The sequence below is a fragment of the Cellulosimicrobium sp. CpK407 genome, from assembly GCF_051844275.1.
Taxonomy (GTDB): Bacteria; Actinomycetota; Actinomycetes; order Actinomycetales; family Cellulomonadaceae; genus Cellulosimicrobium; species Cellulosimicrobium cellulans_G.
In genome coordinates this window covers 123,823-150,737 of the sequence record NZ_JBGNYC010000004.1, presented here as the reverse complement: position 1 = coordinate 150,737, position 26,915 = coordinate 123,823, and the positions used below count along the sequence as shown (strand labels likewise).

At 75.6% G+C, this 26,915-nt stretch carries 22 protein-coding genes; 17 read left to right on the top strand and 5 right to left on the bottom strand.

The genetic code is table 11. From position 1 onward, the window contains the following. Position 1 precedes the first annotated feature (1 nt). The gene (locus ABWU78_RS03475) at positions 2-964 is read left to right on the top strand and encodes a GNAT family N-acetyltransferase (RefSeq protein ID WP_308202276.1); all 963 of its coding nucleotides are present in this window, start codon (positions 2-4) and stop codon (positions 962-964) included. A gap of 18 nt (positions 965-982) precedes the next feature. Here ABWU78_RS03475 and ABWU78_RS03470 read toward each other — a convergent pair whose 3' ends face one another. Further along, positions 983-1,906 (bottom strand): Fpg/Nei family DNA glycosylase, encoded by a 924-nt coding sequence (locus ABWU78_RS03470; RefSeq protein ID WP_253051290.1) that lies wholly within the window; start codon positions 1,904-1,906, stop codon positions 983-985. A 33-nt stretch (positions 1,907-1,939) separates the two neighbouring features. On the opposite strand from ABWU78_RS03470, the gene ABWU78_RS03465 reads away from it, so the two are divergent. Continuing rightward, positions 1,940-3,808 carry a proline--tRNA ligase gene (locus ABWU78_RS03465; RefSeq protein WP_439157555.1) on the top strand — a complete coding sequence of 623 codons (1,869 nt, stop codon included), beginning with the start codon at positions 1,940-1,942 and terminating at the stop codon, positions 3,806-3,808. 161 nt (positions 3,809-3,969) lie between these two features. Here ABWU78_RS03465 and ABWU78_RS03460 read toward each other — a convergent pair whose 3' ends face one another. Next, on the bottom strand, positions 3,970-5,085 hold the full coding sequence (locus tag ABWU78_RS03460; protein WP_353706753.1) for a DUF4439 domain-containing protein: 1,116 nt from the start codon (positions 5,083-5,085) through the stop codon (positions 3,970-3,972). Positions 5,086-5,235: 150 nt separating this feature from the next. Between ABWU78_RS03460 and rimP the strand changes: the two genes are divergently transcribed. From rimP to rbfA, 5 genes are all read left to right on the top strand, one after another. Then, positions 5,236-5,865 (top strand): ribosome maturation factor RimP, encoded by a 630-nt coding sequence (gene rimP / locus ABWU78_RS03455; protein WP_253051293.1) that lies wholly within the window; start codon positions 5,236-5,238, stop codon positions 5,863-5,865. Positions 5,866-5,867: 2 nt separating this feature from the next. Beyond that, the gene (gene nusA / locus ABWU78_RS03450; protein ID WP_253051294.1) at positions 5,868-6,929 is read left to right on the top strand and encodes a transcription termination factor NusA; all 1,062 of its coding nucleotides are present in this window, start codon (positions 5,868-5,870) and stop codon (positions 6,927-6,929) included. Positions 6,930-6,953: 24 nt separating this feature from the next. Further along, on the top strand, positions 6,954-7,334 hold the full coding sequence (locus tag ABWU78_RS03445) for a YlxR family protein (RefSeq protein ID WP_353706752.1): 381 nt from the start codon (positions 6,954-6,956) through the stop codon (positions 7,332-7,334). Positions 7,335-7,490: 156 nt separating this feature from the next. Continuing rightward, on the top strand, positions 7,491-10,352 hold the full coding sequence (infB, locus tag ABWU78_RS03440) for a translation initiation factor IF-2 (RefSeq protein WP_253051296.1): 2,862 nt from the start codon (positions 7,491-7,493) through the stop codon (positions 10,350-10,352). 138 nt (positions 10,353-10,490) lie between these two features. Beyond that, positions 10,491-10,931: a 30S ribosome-binding factor RbfA gene (gene rbfA / locus ABWU78_RS03435; RefSeq protein ID WP_253051297.1), complete on the top strand. Its 441-nt coding sequence runs from the start codon at positions 10,491-10,493 to the stop codon at positions 10,929-10,931. 106 nt (positions 10,932-11,037) lie between these two features. On the opposite strand, the gene ABWU78_RS03430 is transcribed toward rbfA, so the two are convergent. Next, positions 11,038-12,510, bottom strand: a complete 1,473-nt coding sequence (locus ABWU78_RS03430) for a DHA2 family efflux MFS transporter permease subunit (RefSeq protein WP_353706751.1) — start codon at positions 12,508-12,510, stop codon at positions 11,038-11,040. Between the two features lie 75 nt (positions 12,511-12,585). On the opposite strand from ABWU78_RS03430, the gene ABWU78_RS03425 reads away from it, so the two are divergent. The 5 genes from ABWU78_RS03425 to ABWU78_RS03405 all read left to right on the top strand — a co-directional run bounded on the left by ABWU78_RS03425 (position 12,586) and on the right by ABWU78_RS03405 (position 17,602). Then, a complete protein-coding gene (locus ABWU78_RS03425) occupies positions 12,586-13,176 on the top strand; it encodes a TetR/AcrR family transcriptional regulator (protein WP_253051299.1) in 591 nt (196 codons plus the stop codon). Next, complete coding sequence (gene truB / locus ABWU78_RS03420; RefSeq protein ID WP_353706750.1) at positions 13,173-14,153, top strand: tRNA pseudouridine(55) synthase TruB; 981 nt, start codon at positions 13,173-13,175, stop codon at positions 14,151-14,153. Before ABWU78_RS03425 ends, truB begins: the two co-directional genes overlap by 4 nt. Positions 14,154-14,259: 106 nt before the next feature. Then, the gene (locus ABWU78_RS03415) at positions 14,260-15,294 is read left to right on the top strand and encodes a bifunctional riboflavin kinase/FAD synthetase (protein WP_439157554.1); all 1,035 of its coding nucleotides are present in this window, start codon (positions 14,260-14,262) and stop codon (positions 15,292-15,294) included. A 5-nt stretch (positions 15,295-15,299) separates the two neighbouring features. Continuing rightward, positions 15,300-16,001: an ABC transporter ATP-binding protein gene (locus ABWU78_RS03410; RefSeq protein ID WP_439157553.1), complete on the top strand. Its 702-nt coding sequence runs from the start codon at positions 15,300-15,302 to the stop codon at positions 15,999-16,001. A 2-nt stretch (positions 16,002-16,003) separates the two neighbouring features. Continuing rightward, the gene (locus ABWU78_RS03405) at positions 16,004-17,602 is read left to right on the top strand and encodes a DUF6297 family protein (protein WP_439157552.1); all 1,599 of its coding nucleotides are present in this window, start codon (positions 16,004-16,006) and stop codon (positions 17,600-17,602) included. Positions 17,603-17,627: 25 nt separating this feature from the next. Here ABWU78_RS03405 and ABWU78_RS03400 read toward each other — a convergent pair whose 3' ends face one another. Continuing rightward, positions 17,628-18,380 (bottom strand): ABC transporter ATP-binding protein, encoded by a 753-nt coding sequence (locus ABWU78_RS03400; protein WP_439157551.1) that lies wholly within the window; start codon positions 18,378-18,380, stop codon positions 17,628-17,630. Positions 18,381-18,435: 55 nt separating this feature from the next. Continuing rightward, positions 18,436-19,545, bottom strand: coding sequence for an ABC transporter permease (locus ABWU78_RS03395; RefSeq protein WP_439157550.1), 1,110 nt, complete (start codon positions 19,543-19,545; stop codon positions 18,436-18,438). Positions 19,546-19,755: 210 nt separating this feature from the next. Here ABWU78_RS03395 and ABWU78_RS03390 point away from each other — a divergent pair, with 210 nt between their 5' ends. From ABWU78_RS03390 to ABWU78_RS03370, 5 genes are all read left to right on the top strand, one after another. Further along, positions 19,756-21,102 (top strand): sensor histidine kinase, encoded by a 1,347-nt coding sequence (locus tag ABWU78_RS03390; protein WP_439157549.1) that lies wholly within the window; start codon positions 19,756-19,758, stop codon positions 21,100-21,102. Further along, positions 21,099-21,740 (top strand): response regulator transcription factor, encoded by a 642-nt coding sequence (locus ABWU78_RS03385; RefSeq protein ID WP_353706746.1) that lies wholly within the window; start codon positions 21,099-21,101, stop codon positions 21,738-21,740. Before ABWU78_RS03390 ends, ABWU78_RS03385 begins: the two co-directional genes overlap by 4 nt. A gap of 240 nt (positions 21,741-21,980) precedes the next feature. After that, the gene (locus ABWU78_RS03380; protein ID WP_439157548.1) at positions 21,981-23,924 is read left to right on the top strand and encodes a peroxidase family protein; all 1,944 of its coding nucleotides are present in this window, start codon (positions 21,981-21,983) and stop codon (positions 23,922-23,924) included. Between the two features lie 181 nt (positions 23,925-24,105). After that, positions 24,106-24,375, top strand: a complete 270-nt coding sequence (gene rpsO, locus ABWU78_RS03375) for a 30S ribosomal protein S15 (RefSeq protein WP_021479897.1) — start codon at positions 24,106-24,108, stop codon at positions 24,373-24,375. A 314-nt stretch (positions 24,376-24,689) separates the two neighbouring features. Further along, entirely contained in the window at positions 24,690-26,915 is a 2,226-nt protein-coding gene (locus ABWU78_RS03370; protein WP_253051309.1) for a polyribonucleotide nucleotidyltransferase, read from the top strand.

The following is a 26,915-nucleotide window of genomic DNA, read 5'->3' as shown; positions in this document are numbered from 1 at the left end:
GGTGGCCCGCTGGCGTCCGACCGTCCCGGCCCTGAGGCCGCGGTCGCGCGGGGAGGCTGGTGCCGGCGAGCACGCCCGGGCGCGCGTCCTCGTCGACGCGGACGTCCCGGAGGCGCTGGCGGTCTGTGCGGGCGACCCGGTCGCGTCGACGCTCGCGGCGGCGCGGCTCGCGGTCGCCCAGCACGCGGGTCTGCACGCGGCGGGCGGGCAGGCCTGGGGGTTCCCGGCCGTCGGGCCGCTCGAGGCGGTGTGCTGGGCTGGTGCCAACCTCGTGCCGGTCGTCCCGGCGTCGCTCGACCCCGACCGGGCCCGCGCGGCGGTCGCGGCGTTCGCCGTGCTCGCGCGGCACGCCGGACGACGGTCGTCGTCGGTGGTGGGGGAGCGTGACGCCGTCCTCGCGCTGTGGGAGCAGCTCGCGCCCCACTGGCCGTCGCCGCGCGAGATCCGGGCGAACCAGCCGTCGCTCGCGATCGACCGCGACCCCGACGTCGAGCCCGACCCGGGCGTGCGTCGCTCCGTCGCGGCCGAGGTGCCCGTGGTCCTGCCCGCGTGCGTGCGCATGTTCACCGAGGAGGTCGGCTACTCGCCCGTCGAGGGCGGCGGGCGCGCCTACGAGGAGCGGGTGCGGTCGCTCGTGCTCGCGGGCCGGTCGTTCGTCCGGATCGCGGGGGGCGACGGCGCGCCGCACGTCGTCTTCAAGGCGGAGCTCGGCGCGGTGACGCCGCTCGTCGCGCAGGTCCAGGGCGTGTGGGTCGACCCGCGGTACCGCGGCCAGGGCCTGGCCGCGCCGGGGATGGCCGCCGTCGTGCACCTCGCCCGCCGGGGGACCCCGGCCGAGGCCGCCCGCCGCGTCGCGCCGCCGGTGGTGTCGCTGTACGTCAACGACTACAACGCGCGCGCGCTCGCGACGTACCGGCGCGTCGGGTTCGAGCAGGTCGGCACGTACGCCACGGTCCTCTTCTGACGGTCCGCGACCCGCGCGCTACTTGAGCAGCCGCGACATCCGGCGGTCGGCGAGGACCTGGCCCCCCGTCTGGCACGTCGCGCAGTACTGCAGGCTGCGGTCGGCGAAGCTCACCTCGCGCACGACGTCCCCGCACACGGGGCACGGCAGCCCGGTGCGTCCGTGCACGCGCATGCCCGCGCGCTTGGCGTCCTTGAGCTCCGCGGCGGGCTTGCCCGACGACGCCGCCACGGCCTCCGCGAGCACCTCGCCGACGGCGGCGTGCACCCGGGCGACCTCGTCCGGCGTGAACGAGCGCGTGAGCTTGAACGGGCTCGTGCGGGCCGCGTGGAGGATGTCGTCGGAGTAGGCGTTGCCGATCCCCGCGATCGACGACTGGTCGCGCAGGAGCCCCTTGACCTGCTGGTTGCGCGCGGCCATGAGCGCCCCGAGCGCCTCGGGGGTGAAGCCCGGGTCGAGCGGCTCGATCCCGAGCGTCTCGATCGCCCGGACCTCCTCGGGGTGCCGGACGACGTGCACCGCGAGCCGCTTGCGCGTCCCCGCCTCGGTGAGGTCGAACCCTGAGCCGTCGTCGAACCGCACGCGCAGCGCGAGCACCGCGGCCTTCCCGCCCCCGCTGCCGCCGAGCCGGGGCCGCACGGGCGTCGTCGGTGCCTTCTCCGACCACCGCAGCCACCCGGCGCGGGCGAGGTGGAAGACGAGGTGGACCTCGTCGTCGGGCCCCGGCGCGGGCGGGCCGTCCACGGGCTGCGCGAGGACGAGGTCGAGCCACTTGCCGTGGCGGCGGGCACCGGTCACGACGCGCCCGACGAGCGCCCCGACGGGCGGGTCGAACGTCTTGAGCGCGGCGATCTGGGCGACGTCGGCGGCGACGACGGTGCGTCCGGTCGCGCGGTCGTCGAGGAACCGGACGAGGGCCTCGACCTCGGGCAGCTCGGGCATGGGGACATCCTCCCTGCCGGTAGGGTGGGGCGCATGTCTTCCGTCACGTCCGGCGCGCCCGCCGCGGCCTCCACCCGCGTCCGGGGCGCCGACCTCCTGCGCCTGTCCACCCTGTTCGTCCGGACGCTGCGCGAGGACCCGGCCGACGCCGAGGTCGCGAGCCACAAGCTCCTCGTGCGAGCGGGCTACATCCGCCGCGCCGCGCCTGGCATCTACACCTGGCTCCCGCTCGGCCTGCGCGTGCTGCGCAAGGTCGAGGACGTGGTCCGCGAGGAGATGGCCGCGGCGGGCGCGCAGGAGGTGCACTTCCCGGCGCTGCTGCCCAAGGAGCCGTACGAGGCGACGGGCCGCTGGACGGAGTACGGGCCCAACATCTTCCGGCTCAAGGACCGCAAGGAGGGCGACTACCTCCTCGCGCCGACGCACGAGGAGATGTTCACGCTCCTCGTCAAGGACCTGTACTCGTCGTACAAGGACCTGCCGCTGACGATCTACCAGATCCAGACCAAGTACCGCGACGAGGCGCGTCCTCGCGCCGGCCTCATCCGCGGCCGCGAGTTCGTCATGAAGGACGCCTACTCGTTCGACACCACGGACGAGGGTCTGGAGCGCTCCTACGAGGCGCAGCGCGCGGCGTACCGGCGCATCTTCGACCGGCTCGGGCTCGAGTACGTGATCGTGGCCGCGACGTCGGGCGCCATGGGCGGCTCGCGCTCCGAGGAGTTCCTCACCCCGACGCCGATCGGCGAGGACACGTTCGTGCGCTCGCCCGGCGGGTACGCGGCCAACGTCGAGGCGGTCGTGACGCCCGTACCGGAGGACGTCGACTACGCCGACGCGCCCGCGGCGCACGTCGAGGACACGCCCGACACCCCGACGATCGACTCGCTCGTCGCCCTCGCCAACGCCCGCTTCCCGCGCCCCGACCGCGCGTGGACGGCGGCGGACACGCTGAAGAACGTCGTGCTCGCCCTCACGCACCCCGACGGCCGCCGCGAGGTCGTCGTCGTCGGGCTGCCCGGCGACCGCGAGGTCGACCTCAAGCGCGTCGGCGCGGCGTTCGAGCCGGCCGAGGTCGAGCCGGCGACGGACGCGGACTTCGTCGCGCACCCCGAGCTCGTCAAGGGCTACATCGGCCCGCAGGTGCTCGGCCCGAACGTCCGGCGCGACGTGCCCGCGGAGGTCGTCGAGGGCGAGGTGCCCGAGCGGCACTCCGTGCGCTACCTGCTCGACCCGCGCGTCGTCGCCGGCACGCGCTGGATCACCGGCGCGAACGAGCCGGGGCGGCACGTGTTCGACCTCGTCGCCGAGCGCGACTTCGCCGCCGACGGCACGGTCGAGGCAGCCGAGGTCCGCGCGGGCGACCTCGCGCCCGACGGCTCGGGCCCGCTCGAGCTGGCCCGCGGCATCGAGATCGGCCACATCTTCGCGCTCGGGCGCAAGTACGCCCAGGCGCTCGGCCTCACCGTGCTCGACGAGAACGGCAAGCAGGTCGTCGTGATCATGGGGTCGTACGGCATCGGCGTGACGCGCGTGCTCGCGGCGCTCGCGGAGGCGAACCACGACGACGCCGGGCTCGCGTGGCCCGCGCACGTCGCGCCCGCGCACGTGCACGTCGTCGCGACGGGCAAGGACGCGAGCGTCTTCGACGAGGCCGAGCGCCTCGCGACCGAGCTCACGGCCCGGGGCGTCGAGGTGGTCTACGACGACCGTCCGAAGGTCTCGCCGGGCGTGAAGTTCAAGGACGCCGAGCTCCTCGGCGTGCCGCTCCTCCTCGTCGTGGGCCGCGGCCTGGCCGACGGCGTCGTCGAGGTCCGCCCCCGCGCGGGCGAGGCCGTGCAGGTCGCCGTCGCGGACGCCGTCGAGCACGTGGCGGCGCAGGTGGCCGAGCTCCTGGGCTGACACGTCGCAGCGTCGGAGGCGCCCCCGGTCCGGTCTCACGGGCCGGGGGCGCCTCCGTCGTCCCCGGAGGAGAGCGGGAGGAGCGGCGGTCCCGCGCGGGTCGCGGGCCGCTCCCGCACCGAGCCGGGTGGCGCCCGTCCGGCGCCGGGGCGCGGCCGGGCTCAGCCGGCGGCCTGCTCCGGGAGCCCGGGGAAGGCGACGGGCGGCTCGCCCCACGCGACCGCGCCCGCCCACGAGTCGACGAGGAGGGCCACCGCCTCGGCCCGGGAGGCGGCCGGGGCGGTCGCGACGAGGCTCGCGTACGACTGCGCGAGGCCCGACTCGACCTGGCGCGCCAGGGAGGCGAGGTCCGCGTCGTCCGGCAGCGCGTAGGCGACGCGCCGGGGGTCCTGCGCGGTGCCGTCCGTCCCGGCTGCGAGGGCCCACGCCTGGCCGCGCGCACGGTGCTCGGCGGCGCGCGCGACCGCTGCCGTGCGGGCGTCGCCCTCGGACTGCGCGGCGCGCACCTCGTACGCGTACCCCGCGGCGTCCTCCGACTCGACGAGCGTCGCGAGGTCCGGCGCGCCGATGCCGGCGGGCGACTCCTCGACGGGTGGGGCCGTCGTCGCGAGCCCGTCGGCCGCGGCGGACCCGGTGAGCGCGGCGAGGCGTCGCGCCGAGACGTGGTCCGACGCCGCGACCGACGCGAGGAGCCGGGCGAGCCCGGCGTCCGTCGACGCGTCGGCCGAGGCGCCCGTGCGCTGCGCGGCCTCCACGAGCGCGACGACGACGTCGTCGGTCGTGGCGACGTCGCCGCCGGTGCCGGGGGCGTCGGGCGAGCCGTCGTCGGTGCCCTCGCCGCCGGCCGGCGTCTCGTCGCCGGCGGCCTCGTCGTCGTCCCCCGGCGGGGGACCCTGTGGGGGGTCGTCGTCACCGGGGAGGTCGAGGTCGCCCAGCCCGGAGTCGTAGACCCCGCCGAGGGCGTCGACGTGCTGCCCGGCGAACGTCGCGACGTCCGCGAGGGCTGCGAGGGTGGCCGGGTCGGTCACGCCCGGCGTGACGTCCGCCACGAGGTCGGCGATCGCGAGGGCGTCGTCCACCGCGCCGGCGCGGAGCACCTCGACGGCGTCGGGCGACGGCTCGGTGGGGGGCGGCGTCTCCAGCCGGAGGCCGCACCCGGCCGTCAGGACGCCGGTCGCGAGCACCGTCACGGCGGCGAGCAGGCGGCCCCCGGGCCGGGGCGTCCGGCCCGGGCGGGAACGGGTCGCCGCGGGTGCCGCGGTCGCGTGGGGAGTCATCGGGGGCGATGATGTCACGTCCGGGGCCCGCGAGTCGTTAGGCTGATCCCCGGTCGAACGTCCCGACGAGCGGATCGTCGGGAGATCCCGAGACAACAACACACCGGTCGTCTTCCGTACCCGGCGTGGGACACGGACAGGAGCTGAGTCATGGCAGGGCAGGCGGGCGGTCAGTCCGGCAAGGCACCCGGGGGCGACGCGACGTCGCACGCGCTCCGCGAGAGCGTGCGCGCGGCGATCGAGCCCGCGGTCCGGGACGCGGGACTCTTCCTCGAGGACGTCACGGTGTCGCGCGCCGGAGCCCGCTCCGTGGTGCGCGTCGTGCTCGACCTCCCGGACGACGTCGAGGGGAACCTCGACCTCGACACCGTGGCGGAGGCGACCCGCCCCATCTCCACGGCGCTGGACGCGGTGGACCCGCTCCGCGGCGCGTACACGCTCGAGGTCTCGACGCCCGGCACCGACCGTCCGCTCACCGAGCCGCGCCACTTCCGGCGCGCCCGCGGTCGCCTCGTACGCCTCGTGCTCGCCGACGGCGGCACGGTCGAGGGGCGCCTGCGGGCCGGGTCCGAGGTCGGCCCGGACCTGCTGCTCGACGTCCCCGGCGCGCGCGGGGTCGTGACGGAGCGCGTCGTGCCGTTGGCCGACGTGGTCCGTGGGCAGGTGCAGGTGGAGCTCAGGCGCGCCCTGGAGGCCGACCTGCCCGAGCTCGACGACGCTGCCGACGATCCGGCGCCCGGCTCGACCGACGACACGACCGCCCACGACGAGGAGGCCTGACGATGGACGTGGACATGAGCGCGCTGCGCCTGCTGGAGCGCGAGAGGGACATCAGCCTCGACGTCCTGGTGGCCGCGATCGAGCAGGCCCTGCTCTCGGCGTACCACCGCACCCCGGACGCGTACTCCCGCGCGCGCGTCGAGCTCGACCGCAAGACGGGGCACGTCACCGTGTGGGCGCGCGAGGAGCTGCCGGCTCCCCAGACCGACGACGAGGACGCCCCGCGCGGCCCGGTCGAGTACGGGCCGGAGTTCGACCACACGCCCGCCGACTTCGGCCGGATCGCGACGTCGACCGCGCGCCAGGTCATCGTCCAGCGCCTGCGCGACGCCGAGGACGACCAGATCCTCGGCACGTTCCGCGGCAAGGAGGGCGAGGTCCTCGCGGGCGTCATCCAGCAGGGCCGCGACCCGCGCGTGGTGCTGGTCGACGTCGGCGGCACCGAGGCGGTCCTCCCGCCGCACGAGCAGGTGCCCACGGAGGAGTACGTGCACGGCGAGCGCCTGCGCGCGTACGTGCTCGAGGTGGCCCGGGGAATGAAGGGCGCGCAGATCACGTTGAGCCGCACGCACCCGAACCTCGTGCGCAAGCTGTTCGAGCTCGAGGTGCCCGAGGTCGCGGACGGGTCGGTGGAGATCACCGCCATCGCCCGCGAGGCCGGGCACCGGACGAAGGTCGCCGTGCGCTCCCGGGTCCCCGGTCTCGGGGCCAAGGGCGCCTGCATCGGCCCCATGGGCTCCCGGGTGCGCGCCGTCATGGCGGAGCTGCACGGCGAGAAGATCGACATCGTCGACCACAGCGACGACCCGGCGCAGTTCGTGGCCAACGCGCTGTCACCGGCTCGTGTGTCGTCCGTCACGGTCGTCGACGAGGTGGCCCGCGCCGCGCGCGTCGTCGTCCCGGACTTCCAGCTCTCCCTGGCGATCGGCAAGGAGGGGCAGAACGCCCGCCTGGCCGCGAAGCTCACGGGGTGGCGCATCGACATCCGCTCGGACGAGGGCGGCGCCCCGGCGGAGCGGTCCGGCGACGACGCTCCCGCAGGTCCTCGCACCGGAGACCGGTAGTCGACGGGGGTGGGACGGTCACGGATGACGGGACGGCGCGGTAGACTGTCCTCGACCGGGCCGCGCGCCCGCACCTCGACCATGCCCCAGGACACCACGACCCGCCCCGTACCCACGGGCTCGGGTCCTGTCCGTACGTGCGTCGGATGCCGGGAGCGCGACCTGCGGTCAGCTCTCCTCCGTCTGGTCCTCGACCGGTCCGGTGCGAGCGCCGACGAGCCCCGGCTCGTGGTGGACGCCGGACGGTCGCTGCCGGGTCGCGGTGCGTGGCTCCACGCGTCGGCCCGGTGCCTCGAGACGGCGGAACGCCGGCGGGCCGTCCCGCGGGCCCTGCGCGTCGCCGGGCCCCTCGACCTCGCCGCGGTCCGCACCGTGATCGAGGCGCGGCCGGGAGAGCACGTCTGAGCCATGCGTCACGGCCCCGTCCCCGGGGCCGCACTGCACGACACGTCGACAAGGAAGCGGGTTAGAAGCCGATGGGCACCCGATGAGTACCCAGCGATGAGCACCCAGCACTAACGACGGTCCTCCCTGTCCGGGACGGGCCGAGACAGGAGAGTTGTGGCAAAGGTCCGCGTCTACGAGCTCGCGAAGGAGCTCGGGGTGGAGAGCAAGACCATCATGACCAAGCTGACGGAGCTCGGTGAGTTCGTCCGCTCGGCATCCTCGACCATCGAGCCACCGGTGGTCCGCAAGCTGCGCGACGCCTTCCCCGCCGGGGGCGGCGCCGCGAGCAAGCCCGCGGCGGCACCCGCCGCGCGCCCGGCCGCGCCGAAGCCGGCCCCGAAGCCCGAGGCGAAGGCCGAGCCGGCCGCGCCGAAGGCGGAGGCTCCCGCGCCCCGGTCGGCGGCCCCGGCCCCGGCCGAGCCCGCGAAGGCACCTCAGGCCCCGGCGCCCGCCGCGCCGGCACCGAAGGCTCCGGCGCCCCAGGCCCCCGCGGCCGAGCGCCCGGCGCCCCAGAAGCCCACCGCCACGCCCAAGCCGGGCGGCGGCACGAACGCGCCCGCCCCCCGTCCGGGTGGCTCGGGCGCGCGCCCCGGTGCCCCGCGCCCGGGCAACAACCCGTTCGCCTCCAGCCAGGGCATGCCCCGGCAGGGTGGCGGCCCGCGTCCGGGCGCCCCGCGCCCGGGCAACAACCCCTTCGCGTCCAGCCAGGGCATGCCCCGGCCCGGCGCGCGTCCCGAGCGCGCCGAGGGTGCCGCGGCGGCGTCGGGCGAGCGTCCGGGCGGCCCCCGCCCGGGTGGCCCCCGTCCCGCTCCGCGTCCCGGTGGCCCGCGCCCGAACCCGGGCATGATGCCCGGCCGCACCTCGATCGGTCGCCCCGGCGAGCGTCCCGCTCCCGGCGGTCGTCCCGGCGGTGGCGGCGGCGGTCGTGGCGGCGGTGGCGGCTTCGGCGGTCGTCCCGGTGGTGGCGGCGCGCCCGGTGGCGGCGGCGGCTTCGCCGGTCGTCCCGGTGGCGGCGGTCGCGGCGGCGCGGGTCGCGGCTCCACGCAGGGCGCCTTCGGGCGCGCCGGCGGCCGTCCCGTGCGCGGGCGCAAGTCGAAGCGCGCGAAGCGCCAGGAGTTCGAGCAGATGCAGGCGCCGTCGCTCGGCGGCGTGCAGGTTCCCCGCGGGAACGGCTCGACCGTCGTGCGACTGCGGCACGGCTCGTCCCTGAACGACTTCGCGGACAAGATCGACGCGAACCCCGCGAGCCTCGTCACGGTCCTCTTCCACCTCGGTGAGATGGCGACCGCGACGCAGTCGCTCGACGAGGACACGTTCGGCACGCTCGCGGCCGAGCTCGGCTACGTCATCGAGATGGTCTCGGCGGAGGAGGAGGACCGCGAGCTGCTCGGGTCCTTCGACATCGACCTGGACGCGGAGCTCGAGGCCGAGGGCGACGACGAGCTCATGGCTCGTCCGCCGGTCGTCACCGTCATGGGTCACGTCGACCACGGAAAGACCAAGCTCCTCGACGCGATCCGCCAGACGGACGTCGTCGCGGGCGAGGCCGGCGGCATCACCCAGCACATCGGTGCCTACCAGGTGCGCCACGAGCACGAGGGCACCGACCGCGCCATCACCTTCATCGACACCCCGGGTCACGAGGCGTTCACCGCCATGCGTGCCCGTGGTGCCCAGGTGACGGACATCGCGATCCTGGTCGTGGCCGCGGACGACGGCGTGATGCCGCAGACCATCGAGGCGCTCAACCACGCCCAGGCGGCGAACGTGCCGATCGTCGTCGCGGTGAACAAGGTGGACAAGGAGTCGGCCAACCCGGCCAAGATCCGCCAGCAGCTCACCGAGTACAACCTGGTGGCCGAGGAGTACGGCGGCGACACCATGTTCGTCGACGTGTCGGCCAAGCAGAACATGGGCATCGACGACCTCCTCGAGGCCGTCCTGCTCACGGCCGACGCCTCGCTCGACCTGCGCGCGAACCCCGACAAGGACGCTCGCGGCGTCGCCATCGAGGCGAACCTGGACAAGGGCCGCGGCGCCGTCGCGACCGTCCTCGTCCAGTCCGGCACGCTGCGCGTCGGTGACGCGATCGTCGCCGGCACGGCCCACGGCCGCGTCCGCGCGATGTTCGACGAGCACGGCAACGCCGTGACCGAGGCAGGCCCCGCCCGTCCGGTCCTCGTGCTGGGTCTCGCGTCCGTGCCGAGCGCGGGCGACACGTTCCTCGTGGCGCCGGACGAGCGCACGGCGCGCCAGATCGCCGAGAAGCGCGAGGCCGCCGAGCGCGCCGCCCTCCTGGCCAAGCGCCGCAAGCGCATCAGCCTCGAGGACTTCACGCAGGCGCTCCAGCAGGGCAAGGTCGAGACTCTCAACCTCGTCCTCAAGGGTGACGTGTCCGGTGCCGTCGAGGCTCTCGAGGACGCGCTGCTCAAGATCGACGTGGGCGACGAGGTCGAGCTGCGCGTCATCCACCGCGGTGTCGGTGCGATCACGCAGAACGACGTCAACCTCGCGACGGTCGACAACGCGATCATCATCGGCTTCAACGTGAAGTACGGCGAGCGCGTCGAGGACCTGGCCGAGCGCGAGGGCGTCGACGTCCGCTTCTACTCGATCATCTACCAGGCGATCGAGGACGTGGAGGCCGCGCTCAAGGGCATGCTCAAGCCGGAGTACGAGGAGGCCCAGCTGGGCACGGCGGAGATCCGCGAGATCTTCCGCTCCTCCAAGTTCGGCAACATCGCGGGTTCGATCGTCCGGTCGGGCGAGATCCGCCGCAACGCCAAGGCGCGCGTCCTGCGCGACGGCAAGGTCGTGGGGGACAACCTCACGGTCGAGTCGCTCAAGCGGTTCAAGGACGACGCCACCGAGGTCCGCGAGGGCTTCGAGTGCGGTATCGGACTGGGCTCGTTCAACGACCTCCAGGTCGGCGACACGATCGAGACGTTCGAGATGCGGGAGAAGCCGCGTTCCTGACGCTCGTCACGCCCGGGGGCGGTCACGGATCGTGGCCGCCCCCGGGCGTTCGTCTCCCGTCCCGCCCGGCCGACGGGGACCGTCGGCGTACGGTCGTCGGGACCGTCGCCGGAACGCTCGGCACGAAAGGAAGAAGCCATGGTCGACCACCCCCGGGCGAGGAAGCTCGCCGACCGCATCAAGGAGATCGTCGCGCAGCTGCTCGACACGCGGATCAAGGACCCGCGGCTCGGGTTCGTCACGGTGACGGACGTGCGCGTCACCGGTGACCTGCAGAACGCGTCCGTGTTCTACACCGTGTACGGCACGGACGAGGAGCGGGCCGGGACGGCCGCCGCGCTGGAGAGCGCCAAGGGGCTCATCCGGTCCGAGGTCGGCAAGCAGACGGGGATCCGTCTCACGCCGACGATCGAGTTCCACCTCGACTCGGTCCCCGAGACGGCCGCGCACCTCGACGCCGCGCTCGTCGAGGCGCGCCGTCGCGACGCGGAGCTCGCGGCCCTGCGCGAGGGCAAGGCCTTCGCCGGGGACGCGGACCCGTACCGGACGAGCGAGGAGGACGGCGCCACCGAGGCGTAGCGTCCTGCGCCACAGGACATCGATGCCCGGTCGGGGAGCGGCGGACACGCGCTCCCCGGCCGGGCACCGTCGTCTCGCGGGGCGTCCCGTCGTCGTGCGCCGCCGGTCAGCGACCTGTGCCGCGCGGGATGGCGAGGCCCGCCACGACGGCGACGACGAGGACCGCCGTGCCCAGGGCCAGCGCCGGAGCGAGGCCCGTGGCGAAGGCGGCAGGGGTGAGCGCACCTCCCGCGCCGAGGAAGGCGGCGGTGAGGACGGCGACGCCGAGCGCGACGCCGACCTCCCGCACGGTGGCGTTGACGCCGCTCGCCGTCGCGTGGTCGGCGTCCCCCACCCCGGCGAGCGCCGCCGTCGAGACCGGGGCGAACGTCAGGCCCATGCCCACCCCGGCGAGGACGAACGCCGGGACGAGCGCGGCGTAGGACGTCCCGGACCCGACGAGCGCGGCCATCCAGCCGAGCGCCGCCGCCTGGAGCACGAGGCCGCCGACGACGAGCGGACGGGTGCCGAGGCGGCCCGCGAGAGCGCCCGCGAGCGGTGCCACGACCATCGGTGCGGCCGTCCAGGGGAGGGTGCGGACGCCGGCCTCGAGGGGGGAGAAGCCCAGCCCGACCTGCAGAAACTGCGTGAGCAGGAAGACGGCGCCGAACATCCCGACCGCGAACGCGAGGCTCGCGACGTTCGCCGCGCTGAAGCTCCGCGAGCGGAACAGCCGCAGCGGCACGAGGGGGTGCGCCGTGCGCGACTCGTGGACGACGAAGAGCACGAGAAGGGCCGTCGCGAGGGAGAGCGTGGCGATCGTGGCCCCCGAGCCCCAGCCGCGCCGCTCGGCGTCGACGATGCCCCACACCGCGAGGAGGATCCCGCTGCCCGCGAGCAGCAGCCCGGGCACGTCGAACGGCTGGCGCCGCCCGAAGGTCTCGCGCAGCCCGGCGAGGACGAGCGGGACGGCGACGAGCGCGACCGGGACGTTGAGCCAGAAGATCGCCTCCCAGCTCAGTCCCTCGACGACGGCGCCGCCGACGAGCGGGCCGAGCGCCACGCCGAGGCCGGAGACGCCGCTCCAGACGCCGATCGCGAGGGCGCGTCGCGCCGGCGGCACCGCGCCCACCAGCAGGGCCAGGGAGAGCGGGAGGATCGCGGCGGCTCCTGCGCCCTGCACCGCACGGGCCGCGACGAGCGCGCCCGGGGTGGACGCCAGGGCTGCCCCCGCCGACGCGAGCGTGAAGAGCGCGATCCCGGCCACGAACACCCGGCGGCGACCGAACCGGTCTCCGAGCGCGGCCGCGGGCAGCATGAGCGCGGCGAAGGTGAGCGTGTACGCGTTGACGAACCACTGCAGCTCCTCGACCGTCGGGCGCAGCGCCGCGGAGATCACGGGGAGCGCGCCGGTGACGACGAGGTTGTCGAGCGTCGCCATGAACATCGGGAGCGAGGCGGCGACGAGTGCGAGCGCGACCGGCCGCGCGCGCCGCGGGCCCGCCTCGGGCGGGGCGTGCGCGGCGGACGGCGACGGCTCCGCGACGGTGGCGAGGTGCTCGTCGTCGCGGGCGACGGCGTCGGGCGGGGAGACGGACATGGCATCCTCCGGCTAGTAAGCATTGATTGATTACTACCCGACGAACGCTAGTTATCGACTGATAACCTGTCAACCATGAGTCCCGACGTCCCGACCCGGCGCATGACGCGCGACGAGCGTCGCGAGCAGATCCTCGACGCCGCGACGGCGGTGTTCGCCGAGGGCGGCTACGCGGGCACGAGCACCGACCAGGTGGCGCGCGCCGCGAACGTCTCCCAGCCGTACGTGGTCCGGCTCTTCGGGACCAAGGAGGAGCTGTTCCGCGAGGTGTTCGACCGCATCGCGACGGAGGTCCTCGCGCGGTTCGAGGCCGTTCGGCCCGGTCCTGACGCGAAGGCCGCGATGGTCGAGGCCTACACGCGCCTCGTCGCCGACCCCGACCAGCTCCGGGTCCTCATGCACGGCTTCGTCCTCGGCTCGGACCCCGTGCTCGGATCGCGGGGGCGCGAGGTGCTGGCGCGGTCGTTCGACCTCTACCGCGCGCGCACCGGTGCGAGCGACGTCGAGGCACGCGACTTCGTGGCGCAGGGCATGCTCCTCAACACGCTCTTCGCGCTCCAGGCCGACGCGCACGCCGACGACGACCCGTCGCTGGCGATGCTCGTGCGGTGCACGATCGACCCCTCGGCCGCCCTGCGGCGGGTCGCGACGGAGCAGGCACGATGACCGAGTCGCGCTCGGGACGACCCCGCACGACGGCCCCGCGCCGGCCCACCGCACCCGACGGTCTCGTCGTCGTCGACAAGCCGGGCGGCTGGACGAGCCACGACGTCGTCGGTCGAGGCCGCCGGCTCGCCGGTACGCGCAAGGTCGGGCACGCGGGCACGCTCGACCCGATGGCGACGGGCGTCCTCGTGCTCGGGGTCGGCCGGGCGACGAAGCTCCTCACGTACGTCGTCGGCGCGGACAAGGACTACGACGCGACGATCCGGCTCGGCGCGAGCACGACGACCGACGACGCCGAGGGCGAACTCGTCGCGCGCGCCGACGCGTCGGGCGTCGGGCGCGCGGACCTCGACCGCGCGATCGCGGACCTCACGGGCGAGATCCTCCAGGTGCCGAGCACGGTGAGCGCGATCAAGGTCGACGGGAAGCGGGCGTACGCGCGCGCCCGGGCGGGCGAGGACGTCGCCCTCGCGGCGCGGCCCGTCGTCGTCTCGCGCTTCGAGGTCCTCGACGTGCGCCCGGCGGGCCCGGGGGAGGCGTCCGACGGCGCGCCCCCCGCCCTGGACGTGGACGTCGCCGTGACCGTCTCGTCCGGCACCTACGTCCGGGCGCTCGCCCGCGACCTCGGTGCCGCGCTCGGCGTGGGCGGGCACCTCACGGCCCTGCGGCGCACGCGCGTCGGCGGGTACGGGCTCGACGTCGCCTCGACGCTCGAGGAGCTCGAGGCACAGGCCGACCGCGACGGCGTCCTCGCGACCCTGCCGCTCGCCGAGGCGGCGCGCGCGACGTTCCCCGTGCGCGACCTCACGGCGCAGGAGGCCACGGCCCTGTCGTACGGGCAGTGGATCCCGGCGACGGGGACGCGGGGCACGGCGGCGGCGATCTCCCCGGCGGGCGAGCTCGTCGCGCTCGTCGAGGACACACGCCGCGGCGGCGCCGACCTCGCGAAGCCCGTGCTGGTCCTGGCGCCCGCCTGACGTCCTCGGTTCGGCGTCGGGGCCGGGGCGTGGCAGTCTTGTCCAGCGGCGCCGACGACTCCCTGCCGGCGCGCCCGACCCGCCCCCTCACCGGAGGAGTTCTCGCGTGCACCTGTGGACGGACCTGAGCCAGGTTCCCCCGGGTTTCGGCCCGTCCGTCGTGACGATCGGCAACTTCGACGGCGTCCACCGCGGCCACGCCCAGGTGCTCGGGCGGATCGTCGACCTCGCCCGCTCGCGCGACGCGCGGGCGGTCGCCGTGACCTTCCACCCGCACCCCGCGGTCGTGCACCGCCCCGAGAGCGCGCCGGAGCTCATCACGGGCATCGCCGACCGGGTCGAGCTGCTCGCGGCGACGGGCCTGGACGCCGTCCTCCTCGTCGAGTACACGCTCGAGTTCGCGCGCCAGACCCCGGAGGAGTTCGTGCGCACGTACCTCGTCGACGGGCTCCGGGTGGGGACGGTCGTCGTGGGGCATGACGTGCGCTTCGGCCGCGACAACGCGGGGACGATCGAGACGATGATCGAGCTCGGGTCGCGGTTCGGGTTCGAGGTCGTGGCGATCGACGACGTCGGGCAGCACCAGGGCGTGCCCGTCACGGACGAGGCGACGCCGGGCGACTCGCAGGTGCGCTGGTCCTCCACGGGCGTGCGGGCGCTGCTCGCGGCGGGCGACGTGCGCGAGGCGGCCCGCATCCTCGGCCGAGCGCACCGCGTGCGGGGCACGGTCGTGCACGGCGACGCCCGGGGCCGCGAGCTCGGCTTCCCGACGGCGAACCTCGGCGCGATCAGCGGCATGGTCCCGGCCGACGGCGTGTACGCGGGCTGGCTGGAGCGCCCGCAGCTCGCGGGTGCCGACCCCCGGCACGCCGACGTCCGGCTCCCGGCCGCGATCTCCATCGGCACCAACCCGACGTTCGACGGCGTCGAACGTCGCGTGGAGGCCTACGTCCTCGACCGGGCCGACCTCGACCTGTACGACGAGGACGTCGTCCTCGAGCTGGTCGAGCGCCTGCGCCCGACGCTGCGCTTCGACGGGATCGAGCCGCTCGTCGCCCAGATGCACGACGACGTCGCCCGCGCCCGCGAGATCCTCGCCGGCTCGGGCGGTGAGCCGGCCGCGCCGACGTCGGGGGCCTGACCGTGGTGGCTCCCGCACCGGCGCCCGCCCCCGTGCTGGAGGCGCGCGCCCTGCGCGTCGGCTACGCCGACGTGGCCGTGTGCGCGCCGGTCGACCTCACGGTGCACCCCGGCGAGCTGGTCGTCGTCATCGGCGCGAACGGCAGCGGGAAGTCGACGCTCCTGCGCACGGTGCTCGGCCTGCAGCCACCGCTCGGCGGCACGGTGCGCGCCTTCGGCCGGGACGTGGACGAGCGCGAGCGGGGCTTCCGCGCCCGCGTCGCGGGCGTGCTCGACGACGACGCGTTCTTCCCCGCGCTCACGGTGCGCGAGCACCTCGTCCTCGTCGCGCGCGGCCACGGCGTGGTGGGAGCGGGGGCGGCCGTGGACGGGCTCCTGGAGCGGTTCGGGATCGCGGAGCAGGCGGCGTCGCTGCCGTCGGCGCTCTCGTCGGGCCAGCGGCGGCGCTTCCTCCTCGCGTCCGGGCTGGTGCGGCCCCGCGAGCTGCTGGTGCTCGACGAGCCCGAGCAGCGCCTCGACCCCGGGATGCGCGAGCGCCTCGCGGGCCTGCTCGTGGACGACGCGCGCGGCGGCGTCGCGGTCGTCCTCGCCACGCACGACCCGGACCTCGTCGCGCGGACCGGCGCCCGCGGCCTCCTCGTCGGCGACGACGCGTGCGTCGCGCTCGACCCGTCGGACACCCACGACGCGCTCCTGGCGGTGCGCTGACGGTGACCGACGCGCGCCCCGGCGGACTCCCCGGAGAGGCCCGCCGCACGAACCGCGACGATACCGACGGCGCGGCGAACGCGCTGCGCACGGACCCCGACGAGCTGCTCACCGGACGCGAGCTGCGCCGTCTGACCGCGCGCGCCGCGGCGGCGCGCGCCGACGCGGGCCCGGGGGAGATCGTCGTCGACGCCGCCTACGCCGTCGTGTCCGTCGCGCTCGCGACCGGCTGGGTGATCGGGCTCGCCTCGATGCTGCGCTCGACCCTCGACCCCGGCTCGGCGGCCGGAGCGCCGGTGCTCGGGCCGGGCGCGGTCCAGGCGCTCGGGACCGCCGCGCTGCTCGCGCTCCTCACGGGCACGGCCGTGCGGCTCGGACCCGTGGGGGCGGGCAGCGCGGGCGTGCGCTGGTGGGTGCCGACACCGGCGGACCGGCGCGGGCTCGTGTCGCCGTCGTTCGTCCGGGCGGTGCTCCTGGGCGGGGTGCTGGGCGCGGTCGGGACGGTGGTCGTGTCGGTCGCCGCCGGCCTCGACGCCGTCACCGCGCTCCGGGCGACGCTGACGGGCGGCGCGCTCGGCCTCCTGCTCGTGGCCGTCGCCGGCCTCGTCCAGCCCTACCCCCGGGCGGCGGGCGCTCTCGCCCGCGCGAGCGACGTCGCGGTCGCGGCCGTCCCGGTCGCCGGGCTCGTGCTCGTCGCCGCCGGCCGACCCGGATTGCCCGCGCTCGTCGCCCCGCCCCTCGTCGCGCTCGGCCTCCTCGCCGTCGGGGCCGTGCTCGTGCTGCGCTGGTGGCGCGGGCTGGAGTCGCTCGGGGCGACCGTCCTGCGCGCGCAGAGCTCGGTGGCGGACCAGGTCGGCGGAGCCGTGCTCTCGTTCGACACCCGCGACCTCGGCCGCGCCCTGCGCCGGGCGGGCGCGACGCGCGTGCGCGTCCGGCGCTCGCGCCGGTTCGCCGCGGTGCGCGGCGCGTTCGGCGCGGTGGTGGCGGCCGACCTCGTCCTCCTCGGGCGCAGCCCGTCCGCGCTCGCGCAGCTCGTCGGCCTCGGTGCGCTGACGGTCGTCGCCCAGCAGGTCCCGGGCCTCGGCTCGGGGTTCGGCCTCTTCGCGGTGCTGGTCGTGGCGGGCCTCGGCGCCGCGGTGCTCGGCGCCGAGGGAGCGCGCACCGCGGAGATGGCGCCCGTCGTCGACGCGCTCGTGCCGCTCGCCGCGCGCTGGACCCGGCTCGCGCGCGGCGTCGTCCCCACGCTCACGGCCGCCGCCTGTCTCCTCGCCGGGTCGGTGCCGCTCGTCGTCGCGACGGGCGACGCGCGCTGGCTGGCCCTCGGTGCGCTCGCGGCCGTGGTCCAGGGCGCCGCCGCCGTGCGCAGCGCCTACCGCGAGCCGCCGAACTGGGGCGGCCCGCTGCTCGCGACGCCCGCGGGCGGGGTGCCCACGGGCGCCGCGGCGGTGCTGCGCAAGGGGCCGGACGTCGCGGTCCTCGGCGCCGTCCCCCTCGGGGTGGCGCTCCTCGTCGGCGTCCCCGGCTGGGGAGCGGTCGTCGCCCAGGCGGTCGCGGCGGGGCTGGCGCTCGCGGTCGCGACGCACGTGCGCGCCGCGCGCTGACCGCGGTCGGCGGCCGGGGGAGCCGTCAGGCGACGACCGGCGCCTCGACGACCCGGCCGTCCGCCAGGTGCACGCGGGCGTCGACCGGGCCGAGGGTCGCCTCGTCGTGCGTGACGAGCAGCGTCGCGGCGTCGAGCTCGCGCGCGAGCCGCACGACGAGCTCCACGACCTGCACGCCGCGCTCGTGGTCGAGCGCCGACGTGGGCTCGTCGACGAGGAGCACCTGGGGGTCGTTCATGAGCGCCCGCGCGATCGCCACCCGCTGGCGCTGACCGCCCGAGAGGTGCTCCGGGCGACGGTCCGCCCGGTCGGCGACGCCCACCGCGTCGAGGAGGGCGAGCGCGTGCGCGCGGCGCGACGCGGCGGGCCGGCCCCGGAGGTGGCTCATGAGCTCGAGCTGCTCCAGCACGGTGAGGGACGCGACGAGCTGCGGCTGCTGGAACACGATCCCGATGCGCTCGCGACGCAGGGTGGCCGCGCGGTCGGCGGCGCGCCGCGCCCGACGGCGGGCGCCGCGGCCCGTCCTCGGCCCGCCCGCGGAGAGGTCGGGCGCGGAGAGCGGGGCGCTGACGACGTCGTCGCCGACGCGCACGACGCCGGACGTCGGCGGCGTGAGGGTGGCGGCGACGGCGAGCAGGCTGGACTTGCCGGCACCCGACGGGCCGAGGAGCGCCGTCGTGGTGCCCGAGGGCACGGTGAGCGAGACGTCGTCCACGGCGACGAGGACGTCGTCGCCGTCGGGGTAGGCGAGGCGGATGCGGTCGAGGACGAGGTCCACGGGGACTCCTTCGGTGCGGGGATCGGGTGCGTGGTGGGCCGAGGGCGGGCGGCGGTCAGCGGGCGGCGAGCGCGGCGTGGGGGTCCACGCGCGCGACGCGCGTCACGGCGAGCACCGCGCCCAGCCCGCCGAGGAGGACGAGCACGACGGCGGGGACGAGCGTCGTGGAGAGGTCGACGACGACGGGCATGACCTGCGCCGCGAGCAGCCCCGCCCCGGCCGCGAGCGCCGTGCCGAGACCGACGCCGACGCCGAGCACGACGCCCGCCTGGCCGATCGCGTCGCGCAGGAGGTAGCGCGTCGAGGCGCCGAGCGCGCGCAGCACGGCGACGTCGCCGGCGCGCTGGATGGTCCAGACGGTGAAGAACGCGCCGACGACGAGCGCGGAGATGGCGAGGAGGAACACCTGCATGAGCGTCAGCGAGAGGTTCTCGGCGGTGAACGAGGAGATGGCCGACCGAGCCTCGCGGGGGGTGGCGGTGACGGTCCCGAGGTCCGCGTCGGCCGCGGCGAGCGCGTCCGCCGACGGCGCGTCGTCGCCGAACCGGAGCGCCACGACGGTCGCGGTCGGGCCGTCCTGCGCGTCGCCCCCGCGCGCGCCGACCGCCTGCCAGTCGTCGAGGGCGACCCACACGACGGGCGTGTGGGCGAAGTCGGCCTCGACGTCCTCGACCGCGGCGACGCGCAGGTCGAGCGGTCCGGCCCCGACCTGGTCGCCGACGTCCGCGCCCAGCGCGTCGGCGGCGCCGCGCGAGAGCACGACCGTCCCGGCGGAGACGTCGGCGCTCCCGTCGCCCGTCCCGGGGACCAGGCCGGAGCCCGGCCGGACGCCGAACGCGGTGACGGCGGCCGTGCCCTCGCCGGACGCGCGCACGGTCGCGACGCCGAGCGGCTCCGCGGACCGGACACCGGGGACGTCTGCCCACGCCTCCTGCTGCTCGGCCGTGACCTCGGACTCGGTGAAGGTCGGCGAGGCGTCCTCGGCCGGCGGCGCGAAGGCGAGGCGGTCGACGGGCAGCCCGGTCACGGCCGACGTGCTCGCGCGACCGAGCCCGGCGGTGAGCGCCGCGAGGAACGCGACGAGGAACGTGATGAGCGCGACGACCGTGATCATGAGCGCGAAGCGCCCGCGGGCGTGGCGCAGGTCGCGCAGGGCGAGGAACACGGGGAGGACCTCCAGGGGTGCCGTGGGCGGGTGGACGACGACGGACCGGGCACCCCGTGGTGCCGTGCGTGCCCGACGTCCTCTCCACGGTCCCGCGGCGGGAGCCGGTCCGGATCGCCGTGCCGGTCGGTCCTGCGGCGCCGTGGGGTGGAGCCGGGCATCGACCGTTCGGACGATGCCGGGCGCGGGCGGCGTGGCTAGGGTGACGGCGTGATCCCGACCGCGTCCTCGAGCCCTGCTGTCGCGCCCCGTGGGCGTGCCGGGCTCGTCGGGGACGGTGCGCGGGTCGTCCCGGCGGCCACGCGGTGGTTGCGCCGGGGCCTCGACGTCCTGCTCGTGGGACTGCTCGTGCTCGCGCTCGTCGGCGCTCTCGCGACGGGCACGGTGCGCGGCGTCGTCGCCGTCGGGGTGGGCGCCGCGCTGCTCGCCCTCTACGTGCTGGGTCGGCGCCGACTGCCGCTCCCGGCCGACGTGCGGGCGCCCCGGGGCGCGTGGTGGCCCGCGGGCGCGTGGGTGACCGGGCTCGTGGTGCTGTGGGTCGCGCTGTGCCTGGTCTCGGTCACGGCCGTGTGGGTCGCGTTCCCGCTCATGTTCCTCGCGATGCACGTGCTCGGCCCGCGTCGCGGCCCGGTCGCGGTGGGGGTGCTCGTGCTCCTCGTGGTCGGGGTCATGGGGGTCTACACGGCGGACGTCGCGCTGCCGTTCGTGCTCGGACCGGCGATCGGCGGGGCCGTCGCGGCCGTCGTCGTGCTCGCGCTCGAGGCGGTCGTGCGCGAGTCGCAGGAGCGGCAGCGCACCCTCGACGAGCTCGTCCGCACGCGCGACGAGCTCGCCACGGCCGAGCGCGAGCGCGCCGTCGCGGCGGAGCGCGAACGCCTCGCGCGCGAGATCCACGACACGCTCGCCCAGGGCTTCTCCTCGGCCGAGCTCCTCCTGCGCGCCGCGCAGACCGCGCTCGACGCCGGCGACGTCGGCACCGCGCGCGGGTACGTCGAGCAGACGCGGGAGGTCGCGCGGCACAACCTCGCCGAGGCGCGCCGCGTCGTGCGCGCGCTGGCGCCGGCCGACCTCGCGTCGTCGAACCTCGTGGACGCGCTGCGCCGCACCTCGGCGCGCACGGCGTCCCGCATCGCGGCGCACGGGGACGGGCGCGGGCCCAACGTCGTCGTGCAGGTGAGCGGCGACCCCGTGGCGCTGCCGACGGACGTCGAGGCGGCGCTGCTGCGCGTGGCCCAGTCCGCGCTCGCCAACGTCGAGCAGCACGCGGACGCGTCGCGCGTCGCGGTCACGCTGAGCTTCCTGGCCGGTGTCGCGCCGGGGGAGGAGGCCGTCGCCCTCGACGTGGTCGACGACGGGCGCGGCTTCGACGCCGGCGGCGTCCCCGGCCGGTCCGAGGACGGGCCGGGGCCGTCGGGCGGGTTCGGCCTCGTGGCGATGCGTGCGCGGCTCGCCGAGCTGGGTGGCACGCTGTCCGTGGAGTCCGCGCCCGGCGCGGGCACCGCGGTCGCGGCCTGGGTGCCGCTCGGGGCCGCCGAGGACGTCGAGGAGGGGCGATGACCGGACCGGCCGTCGTCGACGTCGTGCTCGCGGACGACCACCCGGTCGTGCGCACGGGGCTGCGCGCCGTGCTCGAGGCCGAGCCGGACGTGCGGGTCGTCGCCGAGGTCGGCTCGGCCGAGGAGCTCCTCGCACGGCTGCGCGGCGGGCTGCGGGCCGACGTCGTGCTGCTCGACCTGCAGTTCGGGCCCGGCCGGCTCGGAGGGGTCGACGCGGTCCGGGAGATCGTCGCGACCGACGGGCCCGCCGTGCTCGTCGTGACCACCTACGACGCGGACGCCGACATCCTCGCGGCGGTCGAGGCGGGCGCCCGCGGCTACCTGCTCAAGGACGCGCCGACGCACGAGCTCGTCGCCGCCGTGCGCGCCGCCGCGGCGGGCGAGGTCGCGCTTGGACCGGCCGTGCAGCGGCGCCTGCTCGGCCGCCTGCGCAGCCCCGGCACGGCGCTCACCGCGCGCGAGCTCGAGGTGCTCTCGCTCGTCGCCGAGGGGCGCACCAACGACGAGATCGCGCACGAGCTGTTCCTCTCGCGCGCGACCGTCAAGACACACCTCGTCCACGTCTACGACAAGCTCGGCGCGCCCTCGCGCACCGCGGCGGTCGCCGAGGCCCGACGGCGCGGCCTCCTGCGCGGGTAGCGGACGCCTTCCGGGCGGGGCGTCCGTCGTCGCCCGCGGGGTGTCACAGGCCGGGGTGCGGCCCCTCCCTCCGGGTGAGCGGCGCCGTCGTGCACGGCGTCCGTCGCGGCCGCGCGATCCCCGGGCCGCAGTCCAGGGGGCGGTCGCACACGCCCCTGCGCGAGCGCGAGCCGCCCGCGGGGGCGTCCGGTGGCCCGTCGAGCGGGCCGCACGACGACCTCCCCACAGAGAGGCAGAGCCATGGAGGCTCAGCAGCACGCGGCGACACCCGTCGCCGAGACGGTGGTCGACGACGTCGCCCCCGACGCCGTCGACCAGGCGTCCACCCCGATCGGCCGGACCGTCCGGAGCGTCGGTCACGGCTCGGCCGTCGCACCCGACGGCCCGACGCCGGACGCGGACGTGGACCCCGCGGAGTCGAACGCCCCGCTCCTGCCCGCGGCCGAGGCCGCGGTCGCGCGGGACCACGAGCTCCACCGCTACGACTCCACGACCGCGTTCGACTACCTGTTCCCGGAGCTCGCGGAGAGCTTCCCCGCGTTCCACCTGCCGGTCGGCGACGGCGCGACGGCGGGCACCGTCGAGGCGCTCAAGACGCTCGGGGCGTCCATGGTCGCCCGGCCGGTCGCCCCGCCCGGGCAGCCGCCGCGCGACCTGAACTCCCACGTGCCGGCGGTGTACACGTACTGGGGCCAGTTCATCGACCACGACATCACGCTCAACACGAACGGCCCGGACACGACGGCCGGCCGCGACGGCGACCAGGCGCTCGGCGACGTCGACGCCGTCCCGTTCCAGGTCTTCGCGCCGCGCGTCGTCGTGCGCTCGCTCCACAACGGGCGGCACCCCGCCCTCAACCTCGACTCGCTCTACGGGAGCGGTCCCGTGTTCGCGGGGGAGCGCGGCTACCGGACCACCCGCAGCGAGGCGTCCTTCGTCCCCGGGTCCGCCAAGCTCCGGCTCGGACGCATCTCGACCGAGCCGCTCGTGATCCCGGGCGGCCCGTCGTTCGCCGTCGTCGAGCCCGGCGGCGACGCCCAGCGCGACCTGCCGCGCGACGAGCAGGGCGCACCGCTCGTGCCCGACGGGCGCAACGACGAGAACCTCGTCGTGGCCCAGCTCCACCTCGCCATGATCCGGTTCCACAACGCCGTCGTGGACTGGGTGGACGACGTCGAGCCGCGGACGCGGCTCACGGGCGGCGAGCGCAGCGTCTTCGAGCGCGCGAGCCAGCTCGTGCGCTGGCACTACCAGTGGCTCGTGGTCAACGACTACCTGCGCACCCTCACCAAGCCGGGCGTGCTCGACGCGACGCTCCTGCGTGACACGTCGTTCTTCCGGCCGCGCTACCCGGTCTCGATGCCGCTCGAGTTCGCGGTCGCGGCGTTCCGGTTCGGGCACTCGATGATCCGCGACTCGTACGACTACAACGTCAACTTCACGGGGCCGCCGCCCCGGAACGCGAGCCTCGTCCAGCTCTTCCAGTTCACCGGCAACGGCGGGAGCCTGCGCCCCGGCCCCGCGGGCGTCCCCGCGCTGCCGTCCAACTGGCCGATCGAGTGGGCCCGGTTCGTCGACAAGGGCGACCCCTCGTCGTTCCGGGCCGCCGAGAAGATCGACACGTTCCTGGCACCGAGCCTCGGCGATCTCGTCAAGGAGGGCGCGCTGCCGCCCGAGCCGCCCGCGCACACGCAGGCCCAGCTCGTCGCCAGCGCGCTGCAGAAGCAGCTCGCGCAGCGCAACCTGCTGCGCGGCTACATGCTCGCGCTGCCCACGGGCGAGGCCGTCGCCTCGGCGCTCGGCGTCACCCCGCTCACCCCGGCCCAGCTCGAGGACCGGGCCGGCGACGACGTGAAGCAGGCGCTCGCGGCCCTGCGGGACGGCGACCACGGCGGCACCCCGCTGTGGTACTACGTCCTCAAGGAGGCCGAGCTCCAGGGCAACGGGAGCTTCCTCGGCGAGGTCGGCAGCCGCGTGCTCGCGGAGACGTTCGTGTACCTGCTGCGGCAGGACGACACGTCGTACGTCCGGGCGAGCAACCACTGGACCCCGGCGCAGGGTGTGCACTTCGAGGACGGGTCCCTCGTCCTCACGCTGCCGGACCTGCTCCGGTTCGCGGGCGTGCTGCCCGACGCGGCGGGCCGGTTCCGCGGCGACGGGACGGCCGGGCACGACGGGGCCTGAAGGCCGAGGGCGGTGCGGCCGCGCCGTCGGCGGAGGTGCGTCCGGACGCCGGCCGCACCGCCCGTCGCCGGCGGCGCGGCCGCGCGCTGGTACGATGGATGCGCCGTCTGACCGGCCGCGGATCGAGAGAGCCCGGGAGAACCGTCCCCGGCGCACCGCGCAACGAACCCGAAGGAGAACCGTGCCGCTCGACACTGCCACGAAGCAGCGCATCATGACCGAGTACGCGACGAGCGAGGGCGACACCGGTTCGCCCGAGGTCCAGGTCGCGCTCCTCACGCAGCGCATCAAGGACCTCACCGAGCACCTCAAGGAGCACAAGCACGACCACCACAGCCGTCGTGGTCTGCTCCTCCTCGTCGGCCAGCGCCGTCGCCTGCTCGGCTACCTGCAGAAGGTCGACATCAACCGCTACCGCAGCCTCATCGAGCGCCTCGGTCTGCGTCGCTGACACGACACCGCCAGCCCGGTCCCTGCGGGGACCGGGCTGGTCTGGTGTGATGTACCCGTCACACCCCGGCTGAGCACCACCCAGCCGCACACCACCCACCGCGCCGCCGGCCTCTCGTTCGGTCCTCGGTAGTGGCTCACGGACCCCCGCGGTCTCGTCCCCGGACGTGATCGTGCGGGAACCGCCGTGGACCTCGATCGAAGACCGCCGAGCGTCGAGTGCGACCGGAGCCCCCGCGCCACGCGCGCCGGGGCGCGGACCGGAACCCTCGACAGGGGCTACCCGGGCGGCGCTTCGAGAAAGGGAGGGCACCCGTGGAGGGTCCCGAGATCCAGTTCGCCGAGGCCACGATCGACAACGGTCGCTTCGGCACCCGCACCGTCCGGTTCGAGACCGGGCGCCTCGCCCGTCAGGCCGCCGGCTCCGTCGCCGCATACCTCGACGACGAGACCATGCTCCTGTCGGCCACGACGGCCGGCAAGCACCCCAAGGACCAGTTCGACTTCTTCCCGCTGACGGTGGACGTCGAGGAGCGCATGTACGCCGCGGGCCGCATCCCCGGCTCGTTCTTCCGCCGCGAGGGCCGCCCCTCGACGGACGCCATCCTCGCGTGCCGCCTCATCGACCGCCCGCTGCGCCCGCTCTTCGTCAAGGGCCTGCGCAACGAGGTCCAGGTCGTCATCACGGTCCTCGCGATCCACCCGGACGACGCGTACGACACGCTCGCGATCAACGCCGCCTCGGCGTCGACGCAGATCTCCGGCCTGCCGTTCTCCGGCCCGGTCGGCGCGGTCCGCATCGCGCTCGTCGACGGCCAGTGGGTCGCGTTCCCCAAGTACTCCGACAAGGAGCGCGCGGTCTTCGACATGGTCGTGGCCGGCCGTGTCGTGGGTGACGACGTCGCGATCGCGATGATCGAGGCCGAGGCCACCGATGGTGCCTGGGGCCTCGTCAAGGACCAGGGCGTCGCCGCGCCGACCGAGGAGGTCGTCGCCGAGGGCATCGAGGCGGCCAAGCCGTTCATCAAGGCCCTGTGCGACGCGCAGTCGGCGCTCGCCGCCCAGGCCGCGAAGCCCGTCAAGGAGTACCCGGTCTTCCTGGACTACCAGGACGACGCGTTCGCCGCGGTCGAGGCCGAGGTCTCCACCGACCTGCGCGCCGCGCTCGCCATCGCGGACAAGCAGGACCGCGAGAACCGCCTCGACGAGATCAAGAACGAGATGGTCGGCAAGCTCCAGGCCGGGTTCGACGGCCGCGAGAAGGAGCTCTCCGCCGCGTACCGCGCGCTGCAGAAGAAGCTCGTGCGCCAGCGCGTCCTCACCGAGGGCGTGCGCATCGACGGCCGTGGGCTCGCGGACATCCGCACCCTGTCGGCCGAGGTCGAGGTGCTCCCGCGCGTGCACGGCTCCGCGCTCTTCGAGCGTGGCGAGACCCAGATCATGGGCGTCACCACGCTGAACATGCTCCGCATGGAGCAGCAGATCGACTCGCTCGGTCCGGAGACGCGCAAGCGCTACATGCACAACTACAACTTCCCGCCCTACTCGACCGGCGAGACCGGCCGCGTGGGCAGCCCCAAGCGCCGCGAGATCGGCCACGGCGCGCTCGCCGAGCGTGCGCTCGTGCCGGTGCTCCCGAGCCGCGAGGAGTTCCCGTACGCGATCCGTCAGGTGTCCGAGGCCCTCGGCTCCAACGGCTCGACGTCCATGGGCTCCGTGTGCGCCTCGACGCTCTCGCTCCTCAACGCGGGCGTGCCGCTGCGCGCCCCCGTCGCGGGCATCGCGATGGGCCTCATCTCCGACACGGTGGACGGTGAGACCCGCTACGCGGCGCTCACCGACATCCTCGGTGCCGAGGACGCGTTCGGCGACATGGACTTCAAGGTCGCCGGCACGCGCGAGTTCGTCACGGCGATCCAGCTCGACACCAAGCTCGACGGCATCCCCGCCTCGGTGCTCGCCGGTGCGCTGACCCAGGCGCGCGACGCGCGCCTGACGATCCTCGACGTGCTCGCCGAGGCCATCGACGTGCCCGACGAGATGTCCCCGAACGCCCCGCGCGTCATCTCCGTGAAGGTGCCGGTCGACAAGATCGGCGAGGTCATCGGGCCCAAGGGCAAGATGATCAACCAGATCCAGGAGGAGACGGGCGCGGACATCTCCATCGAGGACGACGGCACCGTGTACATCGGCGCCACCGACGGCCCGTCGGCCGAGGCCGCCCGCGCGGCGATCAACGCGATCGCCAACCCGCACGTCCCGGAGATCGGCGAGCGCTTCGTCGGCACGGTCGTCAAGACGACGTCGTTCGGCGCGTTCATCTCGCTCTCCCCGGGCAAGGACGGTCTGCTGCACATCAGCCAGATCCGCAAGCTCGTGGGCGGCAAGCGCGTCGAGAACGTCGAGGACGTGCTGTCCATCGGCCAGAAGGTCCAGGTCGAGATCGGCGAGATCGACCCGCGCGGCAAGCTCTCGCTGCACGCCGTGGTCGAGGAGGAGGCTCCGGCCGACGCTCCCGCGACCGAGGGCGCGGACGCCTGA

Coding starts and splice junctions, on each gene's coding strand:
- ABWU78_RS03470 (WP_253051290.1), bottom strand. CDS start 1,906: ATGCCCGAGCTGCCCGAGGTCGAGGCCCTCGTCCGGTTCCTCGACGAC.
- ABWU78_RS03465 (WP_439157555.1), top strand. CDS start 1,940: ATGTCTTCCGTCACGTCCGGCGCGCCCGCCGCGGCCTCCACCCGCGTC.
- ABWU78_RS03460 (WP_353706753.1), bottom strand. CDS start 5,085: ATGACTCCCCACGCGACCGCGGCACCCGCGGCGACCCGTTCCCGCCCG.
- rimP (WP_253051293.1), top strand. CDS start 5,236: ATGGCAGGGCAGGCGGGCGGTCAGTCCGGCAAGGCACCCGGGGGCGAC.
- nusA (WP_253051294.1), top strand. CDS start 5,868: ATGGACGTGGACATGAGCGCGCTGCGCCTGCTGGAGCGCGAGAGGGAC.
- ABWU78_RS03445 (WP_353706752.1), top strand. CDS start 6,954: ATGACGGGACGGCGCGGTAGACTGTCCTCGACCGGGCCGCGCGCCCGC.
- rbfA (WP_253051297.1), top strand. CDS start 10,491: ATGGTCGACCACCCCCGGGCGAGGAAGCTCGCCGACCGCATCAAGGAG.
- ABWU78_RS03430 (WP_353706751.1), bottom strand. CDS start 12,510: ATGTCCGTCTCCCCGCCCGACGCCGTCGCCCGCGACGACGAGCACCTC.
- ABWU78_RS03425 (WP_253051299.1), top strand. CDS start 12,586: ATGAGTCCCGACGTCCCGACCCGGCGCATGACGCGCGACGAGCGTCGC.
- truB (WP_353706750.1), top strand. CDS start 13,173: ATGACCGAGTCGCGCTCGGGACGACCCCGCACGACGGCCCCGCGCCGG.
- ABWU78_RS03385 (WP_353706746.1), top strand. CDS start 21,099: ATGACCGGACCGGCCGTCGTCGACGTCGTGCTCGCGGACGACCACCCG.
- ABWU78_RS03380 (WP_439157548.1), top strand. CDS start 21,981: ATGGAGGCTCAGCAGCACGCGGCGACACCCGTCGCCGAGACGGTGGTC.